This window comes from Flavobacterium sp. CG_9.10, assembly GCF_015752245.1.
In the GTDB taxonomy this organism is placed as follows: domain Bacteria; phylum Bacteroidota; class Bacteroidia; order Flavobacteriales; family Flavobacteriaceae; genus Flavobacterium.
In genome coordinates this window covers 12,472-38,951 of sequence record NZ_JADOVD010000006.1, presented here as the reverse complement: position 1 = coordinate 38,951, position 26,480 = coordinate 12,472, and the positions used below count along the sequence as shown (strand labels likewise).

Sequence of the window (26,480 nt, the reverse complement as noted above, 5' to 3'; positions counted from 1 at the left end):
TTTAATATTAATTTTTGTTTGTATTCTCTTTTAATTTTTCTGCTTTTGCTTTTTTAAGTGCTTCTCTTTCTTCTAGTATTTTTTTCTTTTTTTCTTCCAATGCTTTTTTGCGATCTTCTATTACCTTTTTACGGTCTTCTAAAATCTTTGATCTTTCGTCTGCTTGTTTAATTTTAGTCTCTTCTAGAACTTTTTTTGAAGCTAATTTAGTCGAGTCATTTGCAGTCGTTGTTGTTTTTACTTCGTCTGTTTTAGAAGAGGCAGAAACCGTGCCAGTTTTTTTAGCTTCTCTTTCGGAAAGAAGTTGTTTTCTTCTATCGTCAAATTCTTTTTTCTTTTGCTCCTGAAGTAGTTTTCGATCAGCGATAATCTGGTCTCTTGCTGCTTTTTTCTCGTCCAATGCTTTTTTTCTATCCGCTAAAACTGGATTTTCATCCACTGCATCTTCCTTACTTTCTTTGACTTGTTGGTCTTTAAGTTGTTTTTTACTTAACTGCTCTCTTTTTTCAGTACGGTTCAGCACTCGCAAAACCTGCTCGCTAACGTCAAATCTTTTTGCTGCAAAAAGCATCGTCAAATCAGATGATTTGTCAAAAATAAAATCATATTTTTTTGCTTCAGCTATATCTTGAATGGCAGTAAATACTTGATCTTGTATTGGCTTTGCCAAAACTGATTTTTGCTGCATTAAATCACCAGTTGGACCAAATCTTTTCTGCTGGTAATCTACTATTTCATTTTCCAGAAACTTAATTTCAGTTTCTCTTTCGTCAATTAGTTCTTTTGTTAATAACGCTTTTTCTGCCTTTAGCGCCTCTTTCAGTTTATTGACATCTAATTTTTTTACTTCAATTTCTTGCTTCCATTTTTGAGCTTTTTGATCTAATTGGCTCTTGGCTTCGGTATAATCAGTTACATTTTCTAAAATGTACTCCATATCAATATAGCCTATTTTGGTTCCTCGGGTTTGCCCTTTGACTGTGTTTAAAACGATCACGGCTAAAAATAGAAATAAAAATTGTTTTCTCATAACGGTTTAGTATTAGAAAATTTTATGTCATTTTTTTTTAAAATTGTTGTCCAATGATAAAATGTGTTTCCCATCCATTAGCTTTTGCTGTTCCAGGCAAAGCATCAAAACCATATCCAAAATCAATACCTAGTAATCCAAATGCAGGCATGAATACACGTAAACCAGCTCCAGCGGAACGATTCAATGAAAACGGATTGTAGCTTTTGAAATCTGCATAAGAAGATCCAGCTTCCAAGAAAGTCAACGCATAAATAGATGCCGATGATTTCAACGTTATTGGATAACGCAATTCCATTGAGAATTTATTATATACCGTTGCTCCAATTTGTTCATTTGTGCCCTCTTTTACTGGAGTTAAAGAATTGTTTGGATATCCTCTTAATTGTATCGTTTCTCTTCCATCCATCGAATAATTTGCTAATCCGTCTCCACCTAAATAGAATCTTTCAAATGGCACAACGCCTCTTTCTTGATTGTATGCGCCAAGGAATCCAAATTCGGTCAAAGTTCGCAGTACTAATTTACCATAAATTTTCGTGTACCAGTCGGCTTTGAACTTTATTTTGTAATATTCTAACCAATTAAATTTCTTTTGGTCAACTAATGCAGGGTCAGCGGCAGCATTTTGAAGGTTGTCAATTGATACTCTATTTGGGGTCGTGTTTGAAGCACTTGGAATAGCTTCTACATAATCTCCTTCATTCACTTGAATTCCGTTTGAACCAGTATAAGTTGCTCCCTTATGTTTGTATTTATATTCTTGCTTGTCTCCTAAGGTTGCATAATCAATTCCGTTCATTAAGGAATAAGGTGGAGTTACTTTTGCTGAAATACTAAATTCTGAACCATAAGTAGGGAAAATGGGGTTAGTTCCTTTGTTACTTCTTGTTAAACCTATAGTGTAAGCTAAATTTCTAGATGTTCCATTTCCAAATGTAAATAAACCTGTATTGTAATTATTTAAGTCATAATGTTGGTAACTTACGGATTGAGACAATACAAAGAAATCATCCGGCACAGTCAGTCTTTTTGCCAAACCTACAGATAAGGTTAGAATATTAAAGCTTTTCGTTTTGTCGACTCTTTGCGTAATATAATTATTTAAGAACTGCTTGCTGTATGACAATGAGGTGCTGAATTGAACAGGTTTCTTTTGTCCAAACCAAGGTTCTGAAAAGGACATACTATACGTTTGGAAATAAGTACTTCCTTGTAATCGTAAGGAAACTTTTTGTCCGTCACCCATTGGTAAAGGCTTGTAAGCATCTTTGTTTAAAATATTCCTTGCAGAGAAGTTGTTAAAAGACAATCCTAAAGTTCCTATGAAACCACCACCACCGTAACCTCCTTGAAGTTCGATTTGGCTGGATCCTTTTTCAACAAGATTGTATTCAATATCAACCGTTCCTGCGCTAGAATCTACATTTTTAAATTTTGGATCTATAGCTTCAGGATCAAAGAATCCTAATTGTCCTATTTCACGAATAGTTCGTACCAGTTCTTCTTTGCTGTATTTTTCTCCTGGTTTAGTTCTCAATTCTCTATAAATAACACGGTCATTCGTCTTGTCATTTCCTACAACTGTAATCTTGTTGAAGTAGGCTAGTGGACCTTCAGTAACTCTGATCTCGAAATCGATTGTGTCATTTGCTGTTTTTACCTCTACTGCATTTATATTAGAAAATAAATAACCACTGTTTTGGTATAAATTGGTGATGTCTTCACCGTCTGGTTTTGATTTATCAGCAATTCTTTTTTCTAGAAGTACGCCATTATATGTTTCTCCTTTTTTAACACCTAATATTCTGCCTAATAATTGATCAGAATACACCGTGTTTCCTAAAAATTTAATGTTTCCAAAATAGTATTTATTTCCCTCTTCAACATTTATTTTAATTGCTAATGCCTTTTTATCTTTGTTATAAGAAACAGAATCGGATAATATTCGTGCATCACGGTATCCCTTTTCTTTATAAGCGGCAATTACTTTTTCTAAATCAGTTTTGTATTTTGCTTGAACAAATTTGGATGCCTTTAATATACGTAAAGGATTTTTTTGCTTGGTATCTTTCATTGCGTTACGCAATACCTTATCAGATAATTGTTTGTTTCCGTCAAAATCAATTGATTGGATTTTTACTTTATCACCTTTATCAATGTTAACAAGCATGTTTACCTGACTTACTTTTGTCGTGTCCGCTTTGGTAGTAATGGTAACTTTAGTATTGTAATAACCTTCTTTTTTGTATTTATTTTCAATGTAATTTTTAGTGGTAGTAATTAAATTTTCATTAACTATTTTCCCCTTAGTTAGGCTGTTATCTTTTATTAAAGCCTCCGTTTTATTTTTCTTAATTCCTACAAATTTAACCTCATTTAATTTAGGTAATTCAACTAAGTTTAAATCAAGATAAATGCTGTCGTTCTGGATTTTATTTACATAAAATGAAATTTCATCAAAAAGGCCCAGTTTACCAAGCTTCTTTATCGCACTGCTTATTTCTTCACCCGGAATTATTATTTCTTGTCCTTTTTGAAGACCTGCAAAAGTTATTACGGTTTGAGTGTTAAAGCTTATTTTACCAACAACTGCAACATCTGCAAGGATATATTTTTTTCCTTGATCAAAAGGGACTCTGTCTTGTGCTTTAATTTGGGTAAGACTTCCAAAAATTAATACGGTAAGGGCTATTCTTATACTTTTATGTAACACTAAAAAATTATTTAATTTGTTCACTTGTTTTTCCAAATCTACGTTCTCTTTTTTGATAACTAATAATAGCCTCATATAAATCTTGTTCTTTAAAGTCCGGCCACAATATATCAGTAAAATACAATTCTGCATAGGCAATTTGCCAAAGCAAGAAATTACTTATTCTATGTTCTCCACTTGTTCGTATTAATAAATCTACATCCGGTAAATTTTGCGTGTAAAGATGCTCATTTATAATTGAATCATCAATAGTGTCTATTGAAATTATATTATTTTTAACTTTACTGCATATATTTTTTACAGCACTGACTAATTCTTCCCTAGAACCGTAGCTTAACGCTAGGGTCAACGTCATTTTTGTGTTGTCCTTTGTTTTATTTATTACATCAAGAAGTTCTTTTTGAGCAGATTTAGGTAATTTTTCCAAATTACCAATAGCGTTCAATTTGATGTTGTTTTTTTGAAGTGTTACGAGTTCTTTTTTTAATGAATTGATAAGCACCTTCATTAAGGTTTCGACCTCCAGTTTTGGTCTGTTCCAGTTTTCGGTAGAGAATGCGTATAGAGTTAGGAATTCAATTCCTAATTTTGCACTTGCCTCAATTATTACTTTTACTGATTTTGTGCCACTTTCATGTCCCAAAGCTCTTAAAAGTCCTTTTTGTTTTGCCCAACGACCATTGCCATCCATAATGATAGCTAAATGTTTGGGTAAATTCGTTGCGTCAATCGTATCTAGTAAATTCATTTTTTTAATCTGTACAGTAACATGGTTTGTTTCCAAAGGTATATGTAAGGGTAAATCCCGAAAAAACATACCAATCATTATTATTTAAATTCCCGAATCGTAATGGTTTCAAATTTTCATTCTTCGGATTGCTTCCGTCAATGTTATCTGTTAATGTATAGCGAGCTCCAACCTCTACGGCCAATATGAAATTTGGCGTGATGTTGGATTTAATTCCTAAATTCATTGGAATGGCAAATGAACCAGAGCCTTTGTCTTTTTTTGTTTCACCAGCTAAAATATATAACTCATCATATCTAAAATAGCTTATCCCAGAATATACATAAGGAGTAATTTTATTTGACATCTCATGAAGATTAAAATCAAAAAAATTGAATTCAAGGCCTAAAGATACTTCTTTTATACTATTTTCAAAACGGTATCCTCTTTGATTTCTGCCGTCTTCTTTTGAATCAAGGTCGTTAGAGGTGATTTTTGATTGGGTGTAGGAGAATCGATAAGAATGTCTCGGGCTTTTATTCCATTTATATAACAAACCCAGAGCAGGTTCATTTGGCGATATATAAGTGGTAGGACCTACATCACCTATAAAATTACTACCGCCTACAAAAACACCAATCTCATGAATTTGAGCTTGGATTGCCAGGAATGGAAATAGGCATAACAAAAAGTGGAGAATTTTGTTCATTCAAATTAAAAATTGCGTGCAAATATAATAATTATCGATACGATTCAATACCTATTAAGTTAATTGTCTGTTTTTTTGAAAAACAAACAATAAATAGGTCTGTGATTATTCCAAACGTAAAAAAGGGATAAAATCGTATAGTATTAATTAGAAATGGATTAGTTCCTTCTATCTTCTCCCCAGAGTAATTTGGTACGTAGGGTTTTTAAGAATGTTTCTTCAGGAATCTCTACCATATTTATTTGAAAAGGAGTTTTCTTAATCGTTAGAATTGATTCGTTTTTCACAGATGTTATTCTGGAATCTAGGGAAACTAGATAATTTTCCTCTCTACCGGAAACTTTTAACCGAATTTCTGTTTCATCAGGAACAACAAGTGGTCTTGCGTTTAGATTATGAGGAGCGATTGGGGTGATGACTAAACTTTTTACGTCGGGAGTTAAAATAGGCCCGCCACAACTCAAAGAATAACCCGTTGATCCTGTCGGGGTGGAGATAATCAAACCATCTGCCCAATAAGAATTTAAAAATTCATCATTTAGATAGGTGTCGATTGTAATCATCGAGGTAGTGTCTTTTCGACTAACCGTAATTTCATTCATCGCAAAATTTAAATCCCTAATGGATTCATTCTCTGGAGAACAGGATAAACTCAATAACGTTCTTTTAGAAAGGGTGTATTTTTTTTCAATTACAAACTGCATAAACGCAGCAATATTTTCTTTTTGTACCGTCGCGAGAAAACCTAAACGTCCTGCGTTTATACCTAATATAGGTACGCCTAAATCTCGAACTAAAGTTGCGGCTCTTAAGATTGTTCCGTCTCCGCCAATGCTTATTAACATATCAAAGCTTTGATCCAATTCGGTATGGGATTCAAAAGTTTTATATTCCTTTCTTACAATGTCTTTTTCGTAAAGCATTTTCAAGAAATTGGCCTCAATAACCATTTCTACCTTATTGGTATTAAAAAAAACAAAAATGTCTTTTATTATTGGTTCGGTACTGTTCAGGTAATATTGTCCGTATATGGCTACTTTCATATTTTGTTTAATCGGGGATATGTTTATTCGTTTCTTTTTCGGTAAAACGTCATATTATATATTAAGGTATTTATCTAAATAATCAGAACGCTCTTTCAAACTATTGATATAATTGTCTTCGGGATGATTAGATATGATCTCGTAATTGTATCTTCGGAAAGTTTGAATTATTTCATTTAAAGCACCCAAACTTATTTTCATTGTAATTTGAATAGTTGTAACATCTGCTTCCGAAATAAATAAGCCTAAAAGTCTGCCATTGTTACTTTCAACAATTTGTGTAATCTGACTCATGGAATAATCCAATATTTCTCTCTTAACTATTAATATTCTTCCAGGTTCTTTAAGGAAAGGAGTTTCATGAAAGAATTTCATGATGTCTACAATTTCATAGTAACCTACATAGCTATTATTTTCATCTAATACTGGAATCAAATTAGTGTTGTTTTTTGCGAAAATTTCCAACACATCCAGCCAAATCGTATTTGTTCTGGCAAAAAAGCCTTCAAGGGTATATTTATAATCAGACACTTTTTTACCATCGTCAAATGTTTCAATGTCATCCGCTGCAATGCTGCCAATATAAATACCCTCCTCAATTACGGGAAAATGGGTAAAATGCAAATCATTAAAAAAGTCATGAACAGTCGCAATAGAATCTTGGCTGTCAATCGCTTTAAAATCGTTGGTAATATATTCTGTAATTTCTGTCATAAATCAATCTCCAATATTTCATGCAAAATAATCAAAAATAAGCAAAAACTCCTAGGTTTTACTTTGTATTTTTGCCTAACAAATACTATTTTCAACAATCAAAAAGTGTTCCAATGACAAAGTTAAGTGTAAACATCAATAAAATAGCAACGTTACGTAATGCCCGCGGAGGAAATGTTCCCGATTTACTAAAAGTGGCAGCCGATATTCAAAAGTTTGGTGGCGAAGGAATCACCATACATCCGCGTCCAGATGAGCGTCACATTCGTTATCAAGATGCCCGCGATTTGAAATCAATTGTTTACACCGAATATAATATTGAGGGAAATCCAGAGAAAACATTTATAGATCTTGTTCTGGAAATAAAACCGACTCAAGTGACTTTGGTGCCAGATGCTGTAGATGCGATAACTTCTAATGCAGGTTGGGATACTATAAAACATGCCGCATATCTAACCGAAATAGTTCAGGAATTTCAGCGCAAAGGCATAAGAACTTCCATTTTTGTCGATCCGGTTCTGGAAATGATCGAAGGCGCTAAAAAAATTGGAACAGAAAGAATCGAGTTATACACGGAAGCGTTCGCTCATAAATACAGTTTGGGAAATAAAAGAGGAATTCAACCGTATATGGAATCGGCAATTTTGGCAAACCAGTTAGGTTTGGGCATCAATGCCGGTCACGATTTGAGCTTGGACAACATTCAGTTTTTCAAAGAAAATATTCCGGGTTTACTAGAGGTTTCTATCGGCCATGCTCTGATTTCCGAAGCCATTTATATGGGATTGGATAATGTGGTTAATATGTATTTGCAAAAACTGAAATAAAATAATTGGGGCGTGACCGTGCTTTCACTAGCGTTACAGCAAGGTCGGGCTATCCGTTGCAATCTTTTTTTCATTCCGCTATCGCTTCATGATAAAAAAGGATTTCCACTTTTATCCCTCACGCACGTAATTCTGCAATCTAAAATCTAAAATCAAAATGCTTTACTCAAAAATAGAAGGTTTAGGCAAACCACTTTTAATCTTACATGGTTTTCTGGGAATGTCTGATAATTGGAAAACACTCGGAACGCAATTTGCCGCCGATGGTTTTCAAGTTCATATGATCGATTTACGCAATCATGGCCGAAGTTTGCATTCGGAGGATTTTAGTTATGAAATCATGGTTCAGGATATTTTTGACTATTGTCACGCCAATTCTTTAGAAAATATCAATATCATCGGTCATTCAATGGGTGGAAAAGTGGCCATGCTTTTGGCGACAACTCATCCGGAATTAGTAGATAAATTGATTGTTGCTGATATTGGACCAAAATTTTATCCGCAACACCATCAGGATATTTTAGCGGGATTAAATGCAGTTGATTTTTCCAAAAAACCAACACGCAGTGAAGTCGAAGAAATTATGTCACCACATATTCCTGATTTTGGAACGCGACAATTTTTAATGAAAAGTTTGTATTGGCAAGAACCGGGACAACTCGCATTCCGATTTAATCTGGAAGTTTTCAATAAAAAAATGGAAGAAATAGGAGTTCCATTGCCTCCCAATGCTATTTTTGAGAAACCAACATTATTTATACGCGGCGGAAAATCTAATTATATTTTGGACAGCGATTTCGAAAATATAAAGCAGCATTTCCCTGATGCAAGTTTAGAAACGATTCCTAATGTAGGGCATTGGCTTCATGCCGAAAATCCAATTCTGTTTCATCAAATAGCAAGTTCCTTTTTAAAATAAATTAAACAGATTTAAATATTTACTACATTTATTAAAATTTTAAAACAAAAATCTATGAATTTATTACTCAGAATCCTTATTACATCCGGTTTAGTATTGCTAATTGCCCACTTTATGCCAGGAGTCCATGTGGATAATTTTACTACAGCTTTAATCGTGGCGATAGTTCTTGGTTTGCTTAACATATTTATCAAGCCTATATTGGTGCTACTGACTTTGCCAGTTACTATTGTTACATTAGGATTGTTTTTACTAGTGATAAATGCGGTAATTATTTTGTTGTGTACTAATATAGTAGGCGGATTTCATGTTGATTCATTTTGGACTGCCTTAATCTTTAGTATTGTATTGTCACTATTACAATCTATAATGAATGGTATATTGGGAGAAGGAAAGTAATTGCTTATTTTAACAAGTAATTATGAGTTAATGAACTAGCTGTAATAGTTAATTCAATACCTTTGTTTTTTAAAAAAGTAAATTATGACAAAAAAGGTTTACATATTACTATTGGTTATGCTTGGTTTCTTTATGATGCCAAGCATGGCTTTTGCATGTGAATCTAAATCGGAGAAAACGAGTTGTACAAAAGAATCTGCTTCGCAAACTTGTGAAAAAGAATGTTGCAACAAGGAAAAAAAATCAAAAAGCCATGAGGGCTGTGACGGAGGCTGTAAACATGTTTCATGCGGCAGCTCAGTAGTTAATTTGGCTTTGTCTTCTCCATTTTATGTTGAAATCAATACGCAACTTTTTAGTTTTTCACCTGAGAAACAAAATTATTATTACTCAGAAATCTTTATCTCTTCTGATTTCCGTTCGATTTGGCTTCCACCTAAAATAAGCTAAATCTTTTATGCACAGCCATAAAAGGGTCTAATTCAAAGCGGAAAATGCTTTAAAATCATTAAATTTATAGTCATATTTAATTTGAATTTTAACGATAATGTTAGAATTTGAAAATGACTATTTACTAATTCAACTTAAAATTATATACAATGAACACAATAAAAAAATTATTGATGGCAGTTACACTATTGCTTTCAATCACAATAACTAATGCACAAATTAAAAATGCTAAAACAGAAACTATAAAAATTTATGGGAACTGCGGAATGTGCAAGACTACTATTGAAAAAGCGGGAAATCTTAAAAAAGTAGCGCTGGTAGATTGGAACAAAGACACCAAAATGGCAACGCTTACTTACGATTCACAAAAAACAAATCAAGATGAAATCTTAAAACGCATCGCTTTGGCGGGTTACGACAGCGAAAAATTCCTGGCTCCTGATACTGCTTATAATAGTCTTGCCGGTTGTTGTCAATATGACCGTGAGGCAAAAGTTGCTGTAAAAAGCGAAACTAAAACTGAAATGGGAACTATGGAAAATCACAGTCAACACGCTATGGCATCAGAATCAACAATGACCGTTCAAAAAAAGGAAAATAAATTGAATCCTGTTTTTGAAACTTATTTTTCATTGAAAGATGGTTTAGTGAAAACGGATGGTAAAATGGCTGCTGCCAAAGCGAAAGAAGTATTGAATTCCTTAACCGCTGTAAACATGAACGACTTGCCAATGGATGTTCACATGGTTTGGATGAAAGTAATGAAAGATTTAATGGCTGATGCCAAGAGTATTTCTGAAACAGAAGATATTAAAAAACAAAGAACCGTGTTTATGGGCTTGTCTAAAAACATCTATGCTTTGATAAAAGTGGCGAAGTACGAAACTCCAGTTTTTTATCAATTTTGTCCAATGGCAGATGGAGGAAAAGGAGCCAATTGGTTAAGCAAAGACAATGCAATTAAAAATCCATATTATGGTTCTCAAATGATGTCTTGTGGTAAAACGGTCGAAACCATTAAATAAAAATGAAGATTTATATCAAAAATATGGTATGCAATCGCTGTATAAATGTCGTGAAGTCCGAAGTTGAAAAAATTGGACTTCACGCTATTTCAGTTCAATTAGGCGAAGTACTACTTTCAGAAGATTTCAAGGAGGGCGAGAAAGAGCGATTGTCAAAAAGTTTGCACGAACTTGGTTTTGAATTATTAGATGATAAAACAAGTATAACTATTGAGCGGATTAAAAATCTGATTGTTGATATGGTACATTATCAAAATACCGAATTAAAAATCAATTTATCACATTATTTAGCGGAACACTTGATGCAAGATTATAACACATTAAGCAATCTGTTTTCTGAAGTGGAAGGGAAAACTATAGAACATTACTTTATTACTCAAAAAATTGAAAGAGTAAAAGAGTTGCTTCTGTATGATGAATTTACATTGAGCGAAATTGCTATTCAATTGAAATATAACGATGTAGCGCATTTGAGCAATCAGTTTAAAAAGGTAACGGGTTTGACGCCAACATACTTCAAAAAAGCAAAAGAAGCCATCCGATTCGAAATTGACAAATTATAAATTTTACAATTTATTATCAATATTATACAATAATCTAAAACGATTATTTTTAGAACTTTGAATAGTTAAAATAAAGCTAGAAGTAAAAATAAAACTAAAAAATATTAAAATGAAAAAAGTATTCTTATCAATTGTAATTATGGCTGTAACTTTAACAGCTTGTAATCAGAAAGTCAAGCAGGTTGAAGAAACAAAAGTTGAAAAAACTGTTGCAACCACAGATTTATATGCTTGTTCTATGCATCCCGAAGTAACGGGAAAGAAAGGGGATAAATGTTCTATTTGTGGTATGGAACTAACAGTACCGGTTAATGAAGCTACAACTGTTACTCCAAATACGACTGTTGAAACAAAAACAGAATCAACTGTTACAACAACTTCCCAATCTTCATTTTCTACAAGTGAAATTGTAGCAAATTATTTGAAAATAAAAAATGCATTTATTAAGGACGATTCAAAAGGTGCGGCGAATGCAGCTAAAGCATTATATGCGACTTTCAATAGTTTAGATGGCAAGTCATTGGACACGAAAATGAAAGCGGAATACATTGATATAAAAGATGATGCTAAAGAACATGCGGAACACATTGGTAGCAATGCTGGAAATATTGAACACCAAAGAGAACATTTTGCTATGTTGAGTAAAGACATAAATGATTTGATAAAAACTTTTGGAACGACTCAAAAATTGTATCAGGATTATTGCCCAATGTATGACCAAGGGAAAAGCGGATATTGGATTAGCGAAATTAAAGAGATCAAAAATCCGTATTATGGTTCGCAAATGCTTACTTGCGGAGGAATAAAAAAAACCTTTTAAAATGAAAATCGTTATCAAAAGAATAATAATTTCAGGTTGTGTTATTCTTTTGCTATTACAATTTTATCAACCCGTCCGTAATTTAGATTATGGACGGGTTCTACCAATTCATTTTAACAAAACATATAATGTTCCTTCAAATGTTAACAACATTTTAAAGACTTCCTGTTATGATTGTCACAGTAATAATACAAAATATCCTTGGTATTCCTATATTCAGCCAACGAGAATGTTTATGGATAGCCATACTACTGAAGGAAAAGAGAATTTAAATTTCAGTGAATTTGGTAATTATTCTAAACGAAAACAAGGGAATAAATTAGATAGAATTATCAAACAAATTAAATCAGATGAAATGCCATTGTCTTCTTATACCTTAATCCACAGAAATGCTAAACTCACTATAGAGAATAAAGCAGTATTGATACATTGGATGGAGCGAACGAGAGATAGTATTTCTATAGAAAATTAAATAGTATGGTAGAAAAACTCATATCATTTTCTCTGAAAAATCGAGTAATAGTATTGCTTGTTTCCGCCTGTCTATTTGGTTGGGGTATTTATAGCTTGCAACAAAATCCCATTGATGCCATACCCGATTTATCAGAAAATCAGGTTATTGTTTTTACCGAATGGATGGGAAGGAGTCCGCAGGTTATTGAAGATCAGGTAACTTATCCTTTGGTTTCTAATTTGCAAGGCATTCCAAAAGTGAAGAACATTCGGGGTGCATCCATGTTTGGGATGAGTTTTGTCTATATCATTTTTGAAGATGGCGTCGATGCTTATTGGGCTAGAACCCGCGTTTTGGAAAGATTAAACTATGCGCAACGATTGTTGCCTCAAAATGTCGTGCCAACCTTAGGTCCTGATGGTACGGGTGTCGGACATATTTTTTGGTATCATTTAAAAGCCAATGGTATGGACTTGGGAGAGCAAAGAGCGCTGCAAGATTGGTATGTGAAATTTGCATTGCAAACCGTTCCCGGTGTGGCGGAAGTGGCTTCCTTTGGCGGTTTTGAAAAACAGTATCAATTGGTATTGGATCCTTTAAAAATGCAGTACTATAACGTAAGCATGATGGAAGTGATGAATGCCGTTAAGGCCAACAATAACGATGTTGGCGGACGAAAGTTTGAAATGAGCAACATGTCTTACATTGTGAGAGGATTGGGTTATATCAAAAACATAAAAGAGGTAGAAAATATTGCCATTAAAAATTACAATGCTGTTCCCGTAAGAGTAAAAGATCTTGGTTCTGTACAAATGGGAGGCGATTTGCGCTTGGGAATTTTTGACGAAAATGGCGACGGAGAAGTAGTCGGTGGAATTGTGGTCATGCGATATGGGGAAAATGCCGATAAAGTAATAAAAGCGGTGAAATTGAAAATGAAAGAAGTCGAAAAGGGACTTCCACAAGGTGTTACTTTCAAAACTTCCTATGACAGAAGCGAACTAATAGAGCAAGCAGTCGAATCCGTTAAAGGAACTTTAATCGAAGAGATGATTGTGGTATCTATTATAGTTCTTCTGTTCCTTTTTCATTGGAGAAGTGCACTAATTATCCTCATTCAGTTGCCCATATCCGTTGCTGTAGGTTTTATTTTGCTTCAAGTTTTTGGGATTACATCCAATATTATGTCATTAACGGGAATTGCACTTGCGATAGGCGTTGTGGTCGATGACGGTATTGTAATGGTCGAAAATGCATATAGAAGTATTTCAGAAAAACAAGAAGAGATGGATAGTAATCAACAATCGACTGATAAATGAAAAGCTTTTTAAAAAATGTATTCAAAAAAGAACACGACCCATTATCTTCGGAAGAAAAACTGAAAATAATCGAAACCTCTTCTAAATTGGTTGGCCCCGGTGTTTTTTATTCCACTATAATCGTAATTACTTCATTTTTACCGGTATTCCTTTTGACAGGTATGGAAGGTAAATTGTTTAGCCCGCTGGCCTGGACAAAATCCTTCATCCTCATTGTCGATGCGTTTTTAGCCATCACGCTTACGCCGGTTTTGATTAGTTATTTACTGAAAGGAAAACTTCGCCCAGAAAACAAAAATCCAATTAACAAAAAATTAGAAAGCATCTACACACCGATTTTAACTTTTTGTTTAAAATGGCGAAAATCATTGTTGGGAATCAATATCCTCGCATTATTAATTGGGGTTTTTATGTTTACACGCTTAGGTTCGGAATTTATGCCTCCTTTAGATGAAGGTTCCATTTTGTTCATGCCGGTAACGTTGCCTGATGTGTCAAATTCCGAAGTAAAACGAATTTTGCAGGTTCAGGATAAACTGATAAAATCGATACCGGAAGTGTCTCATGTTTTGGGAAAAGCCGGAAGAGCAAATACAGCAACCGACAATAGTCCAATAAGTATGATTGAAACGATTGTTTTGCTTAAACCGCAACAAGAATGGAGAGACGGTAAAACAAAAAATGATATTGTAACAGAAATAAACAATAAACTGCAAATACCTGGGGTAACCAATGGATTTACCCAGCCCATAATTAATCGGATCAATATGCTTTCTACCGGTATCAGAACTGATGTGGGAATAAAAATTTACGGAGCAAGTCTGGATACCATTGATGCCTTATCCCAAAAAATTAAAAAAGCACTAGAAGGTACGGCGGGTGTTAAAGATTTGTATGCCGAACCCATAACTGGCGGAAAATATATTGATATTATAGCAAAACGCGAAGCAATTGGCAGATATGGACTTTCGATTGACGATGTAAATAATGTTGTTGAAGCGGCTATTGGTGGAATGAAATTGACCACAACCATCGAAGGTAGAGAACGATTTTCAGTAAATGCCAGATATGCACAAGAATACAGAAATAGTATTGAGGCATTAAAAAAGTTGCAGGTGCAAACCATGCAATTTGGACCAATCCCATTGGAAACCATAGCAGATATACAAATAAGTGATGGACCACCGATGATCAATAGCGAAAACGCAATGCTTCGCGGCAGTGTATTGTTTAATGTTCGGGAGCGCGACTTGGGCAGTACCGTAAAAGAAGCGCAGGAAAAATTGAATGCGTTGATGACCAGAATGCCTAAAGGCTATTACGTCGAATGGAGCGGTCAATGGGAAAACCAAATTAGGGCCAACAAAACACTAACCATGATATTACCTATTGTTCTTGTTATTATTTTTCTTGTTTTATACTTTACCTATCATTCAATGAAAGAGGCCTTAATAACGATGATAACCGTACCATTTGCCTTAATTGGCGGAATATTTATGGTCTATTTTTATGGTATTAATTTATCGGTGGCGGTGGCTGTTGGCTTTATTGCACTGTTTGGACTGGCTATAGAAACAGCCATGTTAATGACCATTTATTTGAATGAAGCCATGAATAAAATGGTAGAAAAATACGGCAATAGTAATGAGACTATCACTGAGGCTATTTTACGACAGTATATTATTGATGGTTCAGCAAAAAGGTTACGACCAAAACTGATGACGGTTTCCGTTTCGTTGTTTGGTCTAATACCCATTCTTTGGGCAACAGGAACTGGTGCCGATGTGATGCTACCTATTACTGTTCCACTCATTGGAGGGACGATAACTTCAACTATTTATGTTTTATTGGTAACACCAGTTGTTTTTGAAATGGTTAAGCTACGTGAATTAAAAACAAAAGGTAAAATTGAAATTATAGATGCTAAAGAATAAATATTTTCTCGTTATAAGTTGTTTGGTTCTAAATGTCACTGTTATGGTAGCACAAACGCTATCATTGGATGCCGTTTTGGCCAAAATCAAAACCAATAATCCGCAACTGAAAATGTACGATGCCGATATTCAAACTATGAATGCTGCCGCAAAAGGAGCCAAAAGTTGGATGGCACCGCAAGTGAATACGGGTTTTTTTATGACTCCTTACAATCCAAGATTGTGGAAAGCCGACGAAATGGGACCAGGAATGGGGAATTATATGTTAGGCGTTACACAAATGATTCCTAATGTTTCAAAACTTAAGGCTGATTTTAATTATATGAGCGCCATGTCTTCGGTCGAAGCCGAAAATAAAAATTACACCATCAATCAGTTGAATGCTTTAGCAAAAACGAATTATTATCAATGGTTGGTACTCAGTAAAAAAATAAAAATTGCCAATGATAATTTATTGCTTTTGGAATATATGATTAAAAGTATGGAAATACGATACCAATATAATATGGATAAATTACCAACGTATTACAAAGCGAAATCACAATACAGTAAATTGCAAAGCATGACTGTAATGTTGCAAAATGATATATCCCAAAAACGGATTGTGCTTAATACGTTGATGGCAAGAGATAAAAACACCGCTTTTGAGATAGATCCAATCTATAAATTAATTGATTTCAATCAGATGGAATCAGATACCACATCACTTTCTCAAAATCGAAGTGACCTTAGAGCCATCGAAAAAACAATTGCCTTAAATCAATTGAAAATAAAAGCCGAAAAGACAAAATTATTACCCGAATTTGGTGTCAAATATGAACACATGTTTGCCTTTGGTGAGCAACCGCCACAATTCACTTTAATGGGAATGATAAATATTCCAATGCCTTGGTCAACAAAGATGAATAAAGCCAACATCAATAGTTTTCAACTGAAAAATGAAAGCCTTTATTGGCAAAAACAGATGATTCTAAATGAAGCGAGCGGAATGATTTCAGGAATGAATACCGAATTGGTAAACGTAAAAAAACAATATGAAATTGCCGAGAAAAGTATTATTCCCGCCTTACGAAGAAATTATGATACGGCAATTATAGCTTGGCAAAATAACACGGGAGATTTGTTTGTTGTTCTGGATGCTTGGGAAGCTTTGAACATGGCTCAAATTGAAGCATTAGATAAATTGCAAACTGTTTTGAGCACGCAAGTGGAAATTGAAAAACAATTGGAAACCAAATAATTATGAACAAGTATTTGAAATATAGTTTAGTGGTACTGGTCATTTCGATTATTGGAATTACTACTTATTATTTTATAAACAAATCCAATACTCAATCAAATCATGGGCATCAAAAGGAATTGTACACTTGCCCGATGCATCCCCAAATCATTCGGGACAAACCGGGTAATTGTCCCATTTGCGGAATGGCTTTGGTGAAAAAAACAATTCGGAATCAGGCTGTAAACAGTAAATCAATTGAAGATTTATTAACGCCAACCGATAATTTTATAGTGGGTAATTATCAAACTACAACACCAAAAGACACCGCCATAAGCAGTGAAATGAGTTTACCGGGAATTGTTACTTATGATCCAAATGCTGGAGTAAATGTGGCGGCAAGAATAAGCGGCAGAATAGAAAAAATGTATGTCAATTATAAATACCAAAAAGTAAATAAAGGACAAAAACTTTTTGATTTATACAGTCCGGAACTACTGACTGAACAGCAAAATTTCATCTATTTAATCACAAATGATGCCGATAATACATCGATTATTAAAGCATCAAAACAAAAATTGGTTCTTTACGGAATGACTAATAATCAAATAAATTCGCTGGTTTCAACCAGAAGGTCAAGCCCCGTAATTTCCATTTATAGTCCTGCATTCGGTATTATTCAAGGAACGGAAAGCATGACTAAAAGCGCAGAGAGTCCTATGCAAAACTCCAGCGGTACCACAGAGAATTTAACCGTAAAAGAAGGGGATTACATTAAAAAAAATCAGGTCGTTTTTAAATTAGTGAATACGGATAAAGTGTGGGCTATTTTTAATGTTCTGCAAGGATACAATAGCTTGATTAAGACAAATCAATCCATCCGGATTTCCTCGGAATTAGACGAAAATGATTTTATTGATGCCAAAGTAAATTTTATTGAAACGCAATTCAACCCGACTGATAAAAGCAATAGAATACGAGTTTATTTAAATAACAACACTTTAAAATTTCCCATCGGTTTGAGGTTGCAAGGCATTGTTGAAACAAATCCGATACAAGGGATCTGGCTTCAAAAACAGGCACTGGTAAGTATCGGCAGTAAAAAAATTGTTTTTATAAAAATGAATAACGGATTCAAAGTAAGAGAAATAAAAACTGGAATTGAAATCAATGATTTTGTCCAAATTATCGATGGGATTTCCGTTCAAGATACAATTGCTGAAAATGGGCAATATTTAATTGATAGCGAAAGCTTTATAAAAACAGAATAATTATGCAAAAGATAAAAAAATTCAGTTTTATATTATTACTGTTTACTGTATTTTTAGCCTGTAATACTAAAAAGGAGGAGGACCAAAACGCTCATCAAGCGGAAGAACAAAATAATTCTGCTTCTAATGAATTTGTCCTGAGTGACCAGCAAATTAAACTGGGTAATATTACCACCCAAACTATTTCGGAAACAAGTAGCAGTCTGGAACAAAGCTATACTGGCGTTCTTACGATTAATCAGGAAAAAATTAGAACCATTTCGGCGCGTGCAATGGGACGAATCGAAAAGTTATATTTCAAAACTGCCGGTGATTATATTAATAAAAATGAAGCAGTTTATCAATTATACAGCGAAGATATCGCAATTGCCAAACAAGACTATTTTACGGCATACAAACAGCTTGCAATGCCGGGTGATTTTGGGAAAAACGCTCGAATTATGTTCAATGCAGCCAAGCAAAAACTTTTGTTTTTTGGTTTAACCAATAAACAAATTGAATATATAAAAAGCAGTAATGAAGTCTCGCCTTATACCACTTTTTACAGTGCCTACAGCGGTTATGTTTCGGAAATACTAGTCACAGAAGGCAGTTACGCCATGGAAGGTTCCGGTATAATTAAATTGGCCGATTTAAACAGTCTTTGGCTTGAAGCGCAGGTAAACGCAAATTATGCAAAAAGTATAAATATTGGACAAAACGCAAAAGTTACATTTGCCGATTATCCCGATAAAACAATAAATGCTAGAATTTCATTTATTAATCCGGAAATAAATCCAGACACCAGACTGCTTTTAATACGAATGGAAATCCCGAATCAAAACTCATTCCTGAAACCCGGAATGCAGGGAATTGCAAAATTAACGCAATCGAATCTAAAAGGATTATTTATACCGGCCGATGCCGTTATTCGAGAACAAAACTCGTCGTATATTTGGATTGAAAAAAGTCATGGCGTTTTTGAAGTATTAATGGTAGAAACCGGCGTGGAAACCAATGGCATGATTGAAATAAAGTCGGAAATGGATAAAACCCAAAAAGTGGTTGTTACAGGTGCGTATGGCATAAACAGTGAATATAAATTCCGTAAAGGTGCCGACCCAATGGAAGGAATGAAAATGTGATATTTTGCAAATTTTTTCCAAAATTGTACAACTATTTAAAGCCATTTCATTTGGATATTTGTAATGATAATTTAAACGAGTAAAAAAATGACACACTACTCCTATACTATCACCGGAAGCTCCTGCAATGATTATCATGTCAAATTGAAAAAAAACCGTTACGGTTGTTGAACATATTGTAGCCAAAGTTTCCTTCATTAATAAATCCAGACTTCAGATTTTTTTTAATTCGGATTGAAAATTAGTACAAATTGGAATGAAAATACTCAATTATAACCTGGTGTTGCGGTCAAATATGCGGGTACTTGCAAAATAAACCCAAACCGATAGGAAAGGTAATTTATTCCAACGTATGCTGTCATTTGAGGAAAAGATGAAACTTAAATTTGGTTCGGAAAATTAAAAACGGGATTGTTGAAAGTGTAGTTGAATCTAACGCAATGATTGAAATTAAATCAGAAATGGACTCAACCCAAAAAGTAGTAATTACCGCTGCCTAAACCATAATTAGTTAAGGTATATACTCCGCAAGGGAGTCGATTTAATGGCCAAGGTGAGGATTTATATCATTGGTTTATAGATATTTATAATAAAAAAAATTGGCTGAATTAGTACTGCGTTAAGGAGCTTTGAAAACATTTCAAAATTAAAATAATTATAAAAAAGACGTTATCCGATAATTAAATCGAATGTCATTTAAGAACTGTAATAAAAAAAAACAAAACTATGGAACATAATAACACAGAATCAAAGAACAACCCTTATGCAAAATTTGCCCTAATAATGGCCGTTTCATTTATACTCATGTATCTGATAATGTTTTTAAATGTTGCTGAATTCAGTCATATTTATAATAGTATTACTCGTTTTTATATGACTACTTTAATGATTGCGGTAATGACAGTCAGTATGTTACTTTTTATGTGGAAAATGTACCCAAATACTAAAATTAATTTTGCGATAATAGTCTTTGCTTCTTTTACATTTTTTGGAACACTATATCTTTTAAGAACACAAACTTTTATTGGAGATATACAGTATATGAAAGCTATGATTCCTCATCATTCATCCGCCATTATGACAAGTAGTAATGTAGATTTTAAAGATCCAGAAGTCAAAAAATTAGCTGAAGATATAATCGCTGCCCAAGAAAAAGAAATTAAGCAAATGAATGAAATGATTGTTCGTTTAGAAAGCAAAAAATAATAAAGTGAAAATTTTCATCAAAAATATGGTTTGTGGCCGTTGTGAAATGGCAGTGACGAAAGAGTTCATAAAAATGGGACTTTCTATCGTTAAGATGCAATTAGGTGAAGTTGAAATTGCAAATAATTTAAACGAAAGCCAAATCCAACTGTTGTCGAAAAACCTGAATTTGCTTGGTTTTGAAGTGTTAAATGATAAGGTAAATAAGTCGGTCGAAAAGATCAAAAATCTAATATTTGAGTTGGTACATAATAAAAGAGATCAACTTAAAAGTAATTTATCAAGCTATTTGTCAGCTGATTTAAGGCAAGATTACAGTACCTTAAGCAAGTTATTTTCAGAAAAAGAAGGGGTAACAATTGAACATTATTTTATCGCTCAAAAAATTGATTTAGCAAAAGAACTTTTAATCTATAGTGAAATGACGTTAAGTGAAATTGCGATTCAGCTTAATTATAGTAATGTCGCGCATTTAAGCAATCAATTCAAAAAAACTACTGGTTTTACTGCTACGCATTTCAAGCAATTGAAAGTTAAAAAGAAAAAGCAGATTGGTGAATTATAAATTATACAAAGCTTACCCAGAATTATGTAACAACATAAAGTAGATTCATTCCGATATTTGTTATGTTAATTTAAAACTTCAAAAAAATGACACACTCTTATAACATTACTGGAATGAGTTGCAATGGTTGTCGCAGTACAGTGGAGAAAACATTGAATGCTATTGAGGGGGTTGAGGCTGTTGTTACCTTAGACCCAGCAGTAGCGACTATCACAATGGAAAAACACATTCCTACTTCAAATTTGCAAGAAGCTTTGACTAAAGCTGGAGACTACACTATAGAAATGGGAAATTCTACTGACATAATCCATAAAACGGAGGAAAGTGCAAAAGAAAATTCTTGTTGTTGCGGTACCAAAAAAACAGCATAAATCTCAATAAATCTAAGGCTAAAAGTAATTTACTTTTAGCCTTATTGTTGTAAAAATAAATTTATCAGAATCTAAAGACTAATAAGATAAATGGGGTTGTTCTAGAAAAACTTCCAAAAAATAAGGAATTAATTATATTATTCATGAAACATACCTATACTATTACCGGAATGTCGTGCGATGGTTGCCGTACCAAAGTAGAAAAAACACTGAATGCCGTTGAGGGAATTGAAGCTATAGTTTCATTGGATCCACCGATGGCAACCATAATAATGGAAAAACACATTCCTACTTCACAGTTGCAGGAAGCTTTAACTGCTGCAGGCGATTATACCATTGAAATGAGCAAGCCGGCAGCCGCTGCTGAAAAAACCGATGAAGAACCAACTGCAAAATCGTGTTGCGGTACTGAACCACATCAACACAACACAGACAGTCATCATCATATTCATAACGAAGAAGCCAAAATTCCCTTGAATGCGGCAGGAAAATATTATTGTCCCATGCATTGCGAAGGCAATAAAGTTTATGACAAACCAGGAGATTGTCCTGTTTGCGGAATGGATTTGGTAAAAGCCCCCGAATTAAGTGCATCGAAAGTAATGTACACCTGCCCGATGCATCCCGAAATAATTCAGGAAGGGCCGGGATCCTGTCCCATTTGCGGAATGGATTTGGTGCCAATGAAGCCTACCGAAAGTGAAGATAACAAGACCTATCTCGATTTGGTTCGCAAAATGAAAATCGCAGTCGTTTTTACACTGCCTATTTTTATCATCACAATGTCAGATATGATACCCAATAATCCTTTGATGAAATTAATGGATATGTCAAGTTGGAACTGGGTACAATTTGGATTATCACTTCCCGTGGTTTTTTATGCGTGTTGGATGTTTTTTGTGCGTGCCTGGAAGTCTGTAATTACATGGAATTTAAATATGTTTACCCTTATCGGAATTGGTTCTGGGGTCGCTTTTCTATTTAGTGTATTTGGACTGTTTTTTCCGGAACTTTTTCCAAATGAATTCAAAACAGAAGGCGGAACAGTGCATCTGTATTTTGAAGCAACAACGGTAATCCTAACTTTAGTTTTGCTGGGTCAGCTTTTAGAAGCCAAAGCACATAGCCGTACCAGCGGAGCGATAAAAGAATTGTTGAAATTGGCTCCAACTGAAGCGACTTTGGTTGTGGATGGAGCGGATAAAGTAATTTCGATCCACGACATTAAAAAAGGAGATTTATTGCGTGTAAAACCGGGAGATAAAATTCCAGTGGATGGAAAAATAACTGATGGTGAAAGTACAATAGACGAATCGATGATTTCGGGAGAACCTATTCCCGTTGACAAAACGATAGATGATTCCGTTATTGCCGGGACCATAAACGGTAACAAATCCTTTGTGATGATTGCCGAAAAAATAGGTTCAGAAACGGTGCTTTCGCAAATTGTACAAATGGTAAATGATGCGAGTCGTTCCAGAGCCCCAATCCAAAAACTAGCCGATAAAATTGCCAAATATTTTGTGCCAATAGTTGTTCTTACTTCTGTAATCACTTTTTTTGTTTGGGAAAAATTTGGACCGGAACCTGCATTGGTTTACGGATTTATTAATGCGATTGCGGTTTTAATTATTGCCTGTCCGTGTGCTTTGGGATTAGCCACGCCAATGTCCGTGATGGTCGGAGTGGGGAAAGGAGCGCAATCTGGGGTGTTGATAAAAAATGCCGAAGCCTTAGAAAATATGAATAAAGTGAATGTTTTAATTACTGATAAAACAGGAACAATTACCGAAGGAAAACCTTCCGTTGGACAAGTATATTCTGTACCAAATAATGAAATTGATTTATTACAAAATATAGCTTCGCTAAATCAATACAGCGAGCATCCATTGGCGCAAGCCGTAGTCAATTTTGCGAAAGCTGCAACCGTTTCATTAATCGAAGTGAAAGATTTCGAAGCCGTTTCGGGTAAAGGAGTTTTAGGGACAGTGACCAATAAAAAAGTGGCATTGGGAAACAAAAGCCTGATGGAACAAGTGAGTGCAACAATTTATGCTGATTTAGAGAGTCAAATTATAGCCGAACAAAAACTGGGAAAAACGGTTTCCTATATTTCCATTGATGGGGTTGCCTTAGGGTTTGTTTCCATTACCGATGCTATTAAGGAATCCAGTGTCGAAGCTATAAAAGAGCTGATGCGTCAGGGTGTTGAAGTGATTATGATGACTGGAGATAATGAAAATACTGCTAAAGCTGTGGCTGCCGAATTGCATTTAAGTTCGTACATAGCGGGATGTTTACCCGAAGATAAACTCAAAGAAATTAAGCGTTTGCAAGCAGAAGGAAAAGTAGTGGCTATGGCTGGCGACGGAATTAATGATGCTCCGGCATTGGCACAATCGGATATAGGAATTGCGATGGGAACAGGAACGGATGTTGCCATAGAAAGCGCCAAAATTACCTTAGTAAAAGGGGATTTAAAAGGGATTGTAAAAGCCAAAAATTTAAGTCATGCCGTAATGAGAAACATCAAGCAAAACTTGTTTTTTGCTTTCTTTTACAATGTGTTAGGAATACCAATTGCCGCGGGCGTTTTGTATCCGTTTTTTGGAGTTTTGCTTTCGCCAATGATTGCAGCTTTGGCGATGAGTTTTAGCTCAGTTTCTGTAATTGCAAATGCGTTGCGATTAAGAAGTTTAAAGCTTTAAAAAAAAAGGATCTGAACTTGTTTCTCGAAAAAAGGAAATTGTTGTCCTATTGTTATAATTATAGAAAATCGCCACTAAAGCTGTTGAAAATATCTTAAATTTATAATGTAATTTTAATAAATTTAATTTTTAACTGTCTTAATTTGAATAACATAATAAAACTGTAGTCAAATGAAAATAATTTTAGCAACTGATGGTTCACTTTTTAGTATCGCAATGGTAAAAGAGTTTGCAAAGAGACCTTTGCCGTCCAATACAAAAGTTAAAATCATCTCAGTTTATGAAGGAGCTTCTCTTATGAATGTTGCTCCTATGGGTGTCTTAACGGAATATTATGGCAATGAAGATGTAAACTCATCAAAGTTTGCAGAAAACTCTGTAGATGAGGCAGCGAAAATCATTAGAAATAAAAACCCGGAACTTTCAATTGTCACGGCAACAATAGAAGGAGTTCCTAAAACTGTTATTGTCGATGAAGCCGAAAAGTTTGGTGCAGATTTAATTGTTCTTGGTTCGCATGGCTATAGTGTTATTGATCGTCTTTTATTAGGGTCGGTCTCACAGTCTGTTGCATTGCATGCCAAATGCTCTGTTGAAATTGTACGGAAGAAAAAATAATAATAGTTTGCATTCAAATTAATGGAGTGATAGTCACAAAGTTCAAATTTAAAAACAATTGAAATTTTTAAAAAAAATATTATGAAAACATTATAAAAAGTTACGTTAATGGTTGGTTTAGTTGCTCTTCTATATTCTTGCCAGTCAACACAACAGGTTCTCTCAAAATCAGATAAGAGAATGGAAATTATGAATGAGATTGCTAATGATGATAGCATGTCCAAAGAGATGATGGGGATGCTTATGAATAGCAAAAGCGGTAAAATGATGATGCAGGAAAAGGAAATGATGATGACGAAAGAAAGTCATGCTAAAATGATGGCAATGATGAAGAATAATCCGGAAATGATGAAAAAAAATCATGCTAAAATGATGTCGATGATGAAAGAAAATCCCGAAATGATGAAAAGCATGATGCCGGAAATGATGAAAATGATGCAAGATAATCCAGAAATGGAGAAATGCATATAGGAGCGCATTTTTTCATTGGAATGCAAATCGATTGGTTGGTTTTAATAATTGTATTTCTTGTTTTTATATTGGTGATGTTAAGTCGATTCAGAAAAAGAAAATTACGATTGCATAGTTTAAAATAAAGACTGATTAATTCCTTAATCTAATAAAAAATGGAATCGAAATTATTTAGTATTAAAACGATTGTTGAAACACATTAGCACTTAAAAATGAATTATCCAAAATAAATCAATATGATAGCGGTTAAAAAATTGGGGATTTTATTAGAAAAAACAGAATTTGAATTTGAAAATGAAGGTGTATTAAATCCTGCCGTAATAAAGGAGGGAAATAATGTTCACATCTTTTATCGTGCATTAAAAAAAGGAAATTATTCAAGCATTGGATATTGCAGATTGGATGGACCACTTAAAATAATTGAACGAAATCAAAAACCTATAATATACTCGCAATATGATTATGAAAGTCATGGAGTTGAAGACCCTAGAATAACAAAAATAGAGAATACGTATTATTTGACCTATACCGCTTTTGATGGAAATAATGCTTTAAGTGCACTTGCAACATCAACAAATTTAAAAGATTTTCAAAAATTAGGTTTAATCACCCCTCAAATGAATTTTGAAAAGTTTAAATGCCTATTGGAATATTGTGAAACAAAAACAGAAGAAAAATATACCCGTTTTTATGAATTCTTAAAAATAGAAATGTCTGGAAACTCTTTTAATTTATGGGATAAAGATGTTGTTTTCTTTCCAAGAAAAATAAATAAAAAATTTGTGTTTCTTCAAAGAATACGCCCTGGCATACAGATGGTCTCGTTTAACTCAATAGAGGATTTAACACAAATTTTTTGGGACAACTATTTCAAAAATTTTTCAGAATATATTGTGCTTGAACCTAAATTTAATCATGAAGCTTCGTATATCGGTGCTGGTTGTCCACCAATTGAAACTAAAGATGGCTGGATATTAATTTATCATGGAGTTGAGAGTACAGCCGATGGGCGTGTTTATCATGCCTGCGCTGCCTTACTTGATTTGGAAGATCCTTCAAAAGAAATTTCAAGGTTAAAGTATCCTTTATTCTCACCAGAATTAAGTTATGAAAAGAAAGGTGTTGTGAATAATGTAGTATTTCCTACAGGTACAGCTTTATTTGATGATCAATTATACATTTATTACGGTGCTGGTGACGAGCAAATTGCTGTAGCATCGGTAAATTTCAATACACTTTTAGACGAATTAAAAAAAACAAATTAGTAATCAATTAAAA

26 protein-coding genes are annotated in these 26,480 nt (G+C 34.0%); 20 read left to right on the top strand and 6 right to left on the bottom strand.

The features are described 5' to 3' along the window. Positions 1-7: 7 nt before the first annotated feature. From IWX84_RS06565 to IWX84_RS06540, 6 genes are all read right to left on the bottom strand, one after another. On the bottom strand, positions 8-1,030 hold the full coding sequence (locus tag IWX84_RS06565; RefSeq protein ID WP_196849941.1) for an OmpH family outer membrane protein: 1,023 nt from the start codon (positions 1,028-1,030) through the stop codon (positions 8-10). Between the two features lie 37 nt (positions 1,031-1,067). Next, the gene (locus tag IWX84_RS06560; RefSeq protein WP_196849940.1) at positions 1,068-3,821 is read right to left on the bottom strand and encodes an outer membrane protein assembly factor; all 2,754 of its coding nucleotides are present in this window, start codon (positions 3,819-3,821) and stop codon (positions 1,068-1,070) included. Further along, positions 3,754-4,494, bottom strand: a complete 741-nt coding sequence (locus IWX84_RS06555; RefSeq protein ID WP_196849939.1) for an isoprenyl transferase — start codon at positions 4,492-4,494, stop codon at positions 3,754-3,756. Before IWX84_RS06555 ends, IWX84_RS06560 begins: the two co-directional genes overlap by 68 nt. A 4-nt stretch (positions 4,495-4,498) precedes the next feature. Then, positions 4,499-5,182 (bottom strand): DUF6089 family protein, encoded by a 684-nt coding sequence (locus tag IWX84_RS06550; RefSeq protein WP_196849938.1) that lies wholly within the window; start codon positions 5,180-5,182, stop codon positions 4,499-4,501. 158 nt (positions 5,183-5,340) lie between these two features. Continuing rightward, positions 5,341-6,225, bottom strand: coding sequence for an NAD kinase (locus tag IWX84_RS06545; protein ID WP_196849937.1), 885 nt, complete (start codon positions 6,223-6,225; stop codon positions 5,341-5,343). A 54-nt stretch (positions 6,226-6,279) separates the two neighbouring features. Continuing rightward, positions 6,280-6,939, bottom strand: coding sequence for a CBS domain-containing protein (locus IWX84_RS06540; protein WP_196849936.1), 660 nt, complete (start codon positions 6,937-6,939; stop codon positions 6,280-6,282). Between the two features lie 113 nt (positions 6,940-7,052). On the opposite strand from IWX84_RS06540, the gene IWX84_RS06535 reads away from it, so the two are divergent. The 20 genes from IWX84_RS06535 (at position 7,053) to IWX84_RS06440 (ending at position 26,467) form a co-directional block, all read left to right on the top strand. After that, positions 7,053-7,766, top strand: coding sequence for a pyridoxine 5'-phosphate synthase (locus IWX84_RS06535; protein ID WP_196849935.1), 714 nt, complete (start codon positions 7,053-7,055; stop codon positions 7,764-7,766). 157 nt (positions 7,767-7,923) lie between these two features. Beyond that, positions 7,924-8,685: an alpha/beta fold hydrolase gene (locus IWX84_RS06530; protein WP_196849934.1), complete on the top strand. Its 762-nt coding sequence runs from the start codon at positions 7,924-7,926 to the stop codon at positions 8,683-8,685. A 54-nt stretch (positions 8,686-8,739) separates the two neighbouring features. Continuing rightward, entirely contained in the window at positions 8,740-9,084 is a 345-nt protein-coding gene (locus tag IWX84_RS06525; RefSeq protein ID WP_196849933.1) for a phage holin family protein, read from the top strand. Positions 9,085-9,168: 84 nt separating this feature from the next. Then, positions 9,169-9,534 (top strand): hypothetical protein, encoded by a 366-nt coding sequence (locus tag IWX84_RS06520; protein WP_196849932.1) that lies wholly within the window; start codon positions 9,169-9,171, stop codon positions 9,532-9,534. 149 nt (positions 9,535-9,683) lie between these two features. Beyond that, the gene (locus IWX84_RS06515) at positions 9,684-10,559 is read left to right on the top strand and encodes a DUF3347 domain-containing protein (protein WP_196849931.1); all 876 of its coding nucleotides are present in this window, start codon (positions 9,684-9,686) and stop codon (positions 10,557-10,559) included. Positions 10,560-10,561: 2 nt separating this feature from the next. Beyond that, a complete protein-coding gene (locus IWX84_RS06510) occupies positions 10,562-11,122 on the top strand; it encodes a helix-turn-helix domain-containing protein (RefSeq protein ID WP_196849930.1) in 561 nt (186 codons plus the stop codon). Positions 11,123-11,231: 109 nt separating this feature from the next. Continuing rightward, positions 11,232-11,942, top strand: a complete 711-nt coding sequence (locus IWX84_RS06505) for a DUF3347 domain-containing protein (protein WP_196849929.1) — start codon at positions 11,232-11,234, stop codon at positions 11,940-11,942. Between the two features lies 1 nt (position 11,943). Next, positions 11,944-12,414 carry a heme-binding domain-containing protein gene (locus IWX84_RS06500; protein WP_196849928.1) on the top strand — a complete coding sequence of 157 codons (471 nt, stop codon included), beginning with the start codon at positions 11,944-11,946 and terminating at the stop codon, positions 12,412-12,414. A gap of 5 nt (positions 12,415-12,419) precedes the next feature. Then, on the top strand, positions 12,420-13,715 hold the full coding sequence (locus tag IWX84_RS06495; protein ID WP_196849927.1) for an efflux RND transporter permease subunit: 1,296 nt from the start codon (positions 12,420-12,422) through the stop codon (positions 13,713-13,715). After that, on the top strand, positions 13,712-15,649 hold the full coding sequence (locus tag IWX84_RS06490; RefSeq protein WP_196849926.1) for an efflux RND transporter permease subunit: 1,938 nt from the start codon (positions 13,712-13,714) through the stop codon (positions 15,647-15,649). The genes IWX84_RS06495 and IWX84_RS06490 overlap by 4 nt, the downstream gene beginning before the upstream one ends. 43 nt (positions 15,650-15,692) lie before the next feature. Further along, a complete protein-coding gene (locus IWX84_RS06485) occupies positions 15,693-16,889 on the top strand; it encodes a TolC family protein (protein ID WP_231385429.1) in 1,197 nt (398 codons plus the stop codon). A gap of 2 nt (positions 16,890-16,891) precedes the next feature. Next, the gene (locus tag IWX84_RS06480; RefSeq protein WP_196849924.1) at positions 16,892-18,139 is read left to right on the top strand and encodes an efflux RND transporter periplasmic adaptor subunit; all 1,248 of its coding nucleotides are present in this window, start codon (positions 16,892-16,894) and stop codon (positions 18,137-18,139) included. 2 nt (positions 18,140-18,141) lie between these two features. After that, positions 18,142-19,263, top strand: coding sequence for an efflux RND transporter periplasmic adaptor subunit (locus tag IWX84_RS06475; protein WP_196849923.1), 1,122 nt, complete (start codon positions 18,142-18,144; stop codon positions 19,261-19,263). 726 nt (positions 19,264-19,989) lie between these two features. Beyond that, complete coding sequence (locus tag IWX84_RS06470; protein ID WP_196849922.1) at positions 19,990-20,469, top strand: DUF305 domain-containing protein; 480 nt, start codon at positions 19,990-19,992, stop codon at positions 20,467-20,469. A gap of 46 nt (positions 20,470-20,515) precedes the next feature. Then, a complete protein-coding gene (locus tag IWX84_RS06465) occupies positions 20,516-21,034 on the top strand; it encodes a helix-turn-helix domain-containing protein (RefSeq protein ID WP_196850081.1) in 519 nt (172 codons plus the stop codon). 86 nt (positions 21,035-21,120) lie between these two features. Beyond that, positions 21,121-21,405 (top strand): heavy-metal-associated domain-containing protein, encoded by a 285-nt coding sequence (locus IWX84_RS06460; protein WP_196849921.1) that lies wholly within the window; start codon positions 21,121-21,123, stop codon positions 21,403-21,405. Positions 21,406-21,548: 143 nt separating this feature from the next. Further along, positions 21,549-24,113, top strand: coding sequence for a heavy metal translocating P-type ATPase (locus IWX84_RS06455; RefSeq protein WP_196849920.1), 2,565 nt, complete (start codon positions 21,549-21,551; stop codon positions 24,111-24,113). Between the two features lie 171 nt (positions 24,114-24,284). Next, positions 24,285-24,731, top strand: a complete 447-nt coding sequence (locus tag IWX84_RS06450) for a universal stress protein (protein WP_196849919.1) — start codon at positions 24,285-24,287, stop codon at positions 24,729-24,731. A 108-nt stretch (positions 24,732-24,839) separates the two neighbouring features. Continuing rightward, on the top strand, positions 24,840-25,202 hold the full coding sequence (locus tag IWX84_RS06445) for a hypothetical protein (protein ID WP_196849918.1): 363 nt from the start codon (positions 24,840-24,842) through the stop codon (positions 25,200-25,202). A 236-nt stretch (positions 25,203-25,438) separates the two neighbouring features. Continuing rightward, positions 25,439-26,467, top strand: coding sequence for a pesticidal protein Cry7Aa (locus IWX84_RS06440; protein WP_196849917.1), 1,029 nt, complete (start codon positions 25,439-25,441; stop codon positions 26,465-26,467). The last annotated feature ends 13 nt before the right edge of the window (positions 26,468-26,480 follow it).

What these genes read in the sequence shown, in the direction of transcription:
- IWX84_RS06530 (WP_196849934.1), top strand. Translation starts at nt 7,924, where the DNA reads ATGCTTTACTCAAAAATAGAAGGTTTAGGCAAACCACTTTTAATCTTA.
- IWX84_RS06515 (WP_196849931.1), top strand. Translation starts at nt 9,684, where the DNA reads ATGAACACAATAAAAAAATTATTGATGGCAGTTACACTATTGCTTTCA.
- IWX84_RS06490 (WP_196849926.1), top strand. Translation starts at nt 13,712, where the DNA reads ATGAAAAGCTTTTTAAAAAATGTATTCAAAAAAGAACACGACCCATTA.
- IWX84_RS06550 (WP_196849938.1), bottom strand. Translation starts at nt 5,182, where the DNA reads ATGAACAAAATTCTCCACTTTTTGTTATGCCTATTTCCATTCCTGGCA.
- IWX84_RS06440 (WP_196849917.1), top strand. Translation starts at nt 25,439, where the DNA reads ATGATAGCGGTTAAAAAATTGGGGATTTTATTAGAAAAAACAGAATTT.
- IWX84_RS06480 (WP_196849924.1), top strand. Translation starts at nt 16,892, where the DNA reads ATGAACAAGTATTTGAAATATAGTTTAGTGGTACTGGTCATTTCGATT.
- IWX84_RS06535 (WP_196849935.1), top strand. Translation starts at nt 7,053, where the DNA reads ATGACAAAGTTAAGTGTAAACATCAATAAAATAGCAACGTTACGTAAT.
- IWX84_RS06510 (WP_196849930.1), top strand. Translation starts at nt 10,562, where the DNA reads ATGAAGATTTATATCAAAAATATGGTATGCAATCGCTGTATAAATGTC.
- IWX84_RS06470 (WP_196849922.1), top strand. Translation starts at nt 19,990, where the DNA reads ATGGAACATAATAACACAGAATCAAAGAACAACCCTTATGCAAAATTT.
- IWX84_RS06445 (WP_196849918.1), top strand. Translation starts at nt 24,840, where the DNA reads ATGGTTGGTTTAGTTGCTCTTCTATATTCTTGCCAGTCAACACAACAG.
- IWX84_RS06540 (WP_196849936.1), bottom strand. Translation starts at nt 6,939, where the DNA reads ATGACAGAAATTACAGAATATATTACCAACGATTTTAAAGCGATTGAC.
- IWX84_RS06465 (WP_196850081.1), top strand. Translation starts at nt 20,516, where the DNA reads ATGGCAGTGACGAAAGAGTTCATAAAAATGGGACTTTCTATCGTTAAG.
- IWX84_RS06505 (WP_196849929.1), top strand. Translation starts at nt 11,232, where the DNA reads ATGAAAAAAGTATTCTTATCAATTGTAATTATGGCTGTAACTTTAACA.
- IWX84_RS06560 (WP_196849940.1), bottom strand. Translation starts at nt 3,821, where the DNA reads ATGAGGCTATTATTAGTTATCAAAAAAGAGAACGTAGATTTGGAAAAA.
- IWX84_RS06525 (WP_196849933.1), top strand. Translation starts at nt 8,740, where the DNA reads ATGAATTTATTACTCAGAATCCTTATTACATCCGGTTTAGTATTGCTA.
- IWX84_RS06485 (WP_231385429.1), top strand. Translation starts at nt 15,693, where the DNA reads ATGGTAGCACAAACGCTATCATTGGATGCCGTTTTGGCCAAAATCAAA.
- IWX84_RS06545 (WP_196849937.1), bottom strand. Translation starts at nt 6,225, where the DNA reads ATGAAAGTAGCCATATACGGACAATATTACCTGAACAGTACCGAACCA.
- IWX84_RS06460 (WP_196849921.1), top strand. Translation starts at nt 21,121, where the DNA reads ATGACACACTCTTATAACATTACTGGAATGAGTTGCAATGGTTGTCGC.
- IWX84_RS06455 (WP_196849920.1), top strand. Translation starts at nt 21,549, where the DNA reads ATGAAACATACCTATACTATTACCGGAATGTCGTGCGATGGTTGCCGT.
- IWX84_RS06475 (WP_196849923.1), top strand. Translation starts at nt 18,142, where the DNA reads ATGCAAAAGATAAAAAAATTCAGTTTTATATTATTACTGTTTACTGTA.
- IWX84_RS06565 (WP_196849941.1), bottom strand. Translation starts at nt 1,030, where the DNA reads ATGAGAAAACAATTTTTATTTCTATTTTTAGCCGTGATCGTTTTAAAC.
- IWX84_RS06495 (WP_196849927.1), top strand. Translation starts at nt 12,420, where the DNA reads ATGGTAGAAAAACTCATATCATTTTCTCTGAAAAATCGAGTAATAGTA.
- IWX84_RS06555 (WP_196849939.1), bottom strand. Translation starts at nt 4,494, where the DNA reads ATGAATTTACTAGATACGATTGACGCAACGAATTTACCCAAACATTTA.
- IWX84_RS06500 (WP_196849928.1), top strand. Translation starts at nt 11,944, where the DNA reads ATGAAAATCGTTATCAAAAGAATAATAATTTCAGGTTGTGTTATTCTT.
- IWX84_RS06450 (WP_196849919.1), top strand. Translation starts at nt 24,285, where the DNA reads ATGAAAATAATTTTAGCAACTGATGGTTCACTTTTTAGTATCGCAATG.
- IWX84_RS06520 (WP_196849932.1), top strand. Translation starts at nt 9,169, where the DNA reads ATGACAAAAAAGGTTTACATATTACTATTGGTTATGCTTGGTTTCTTT.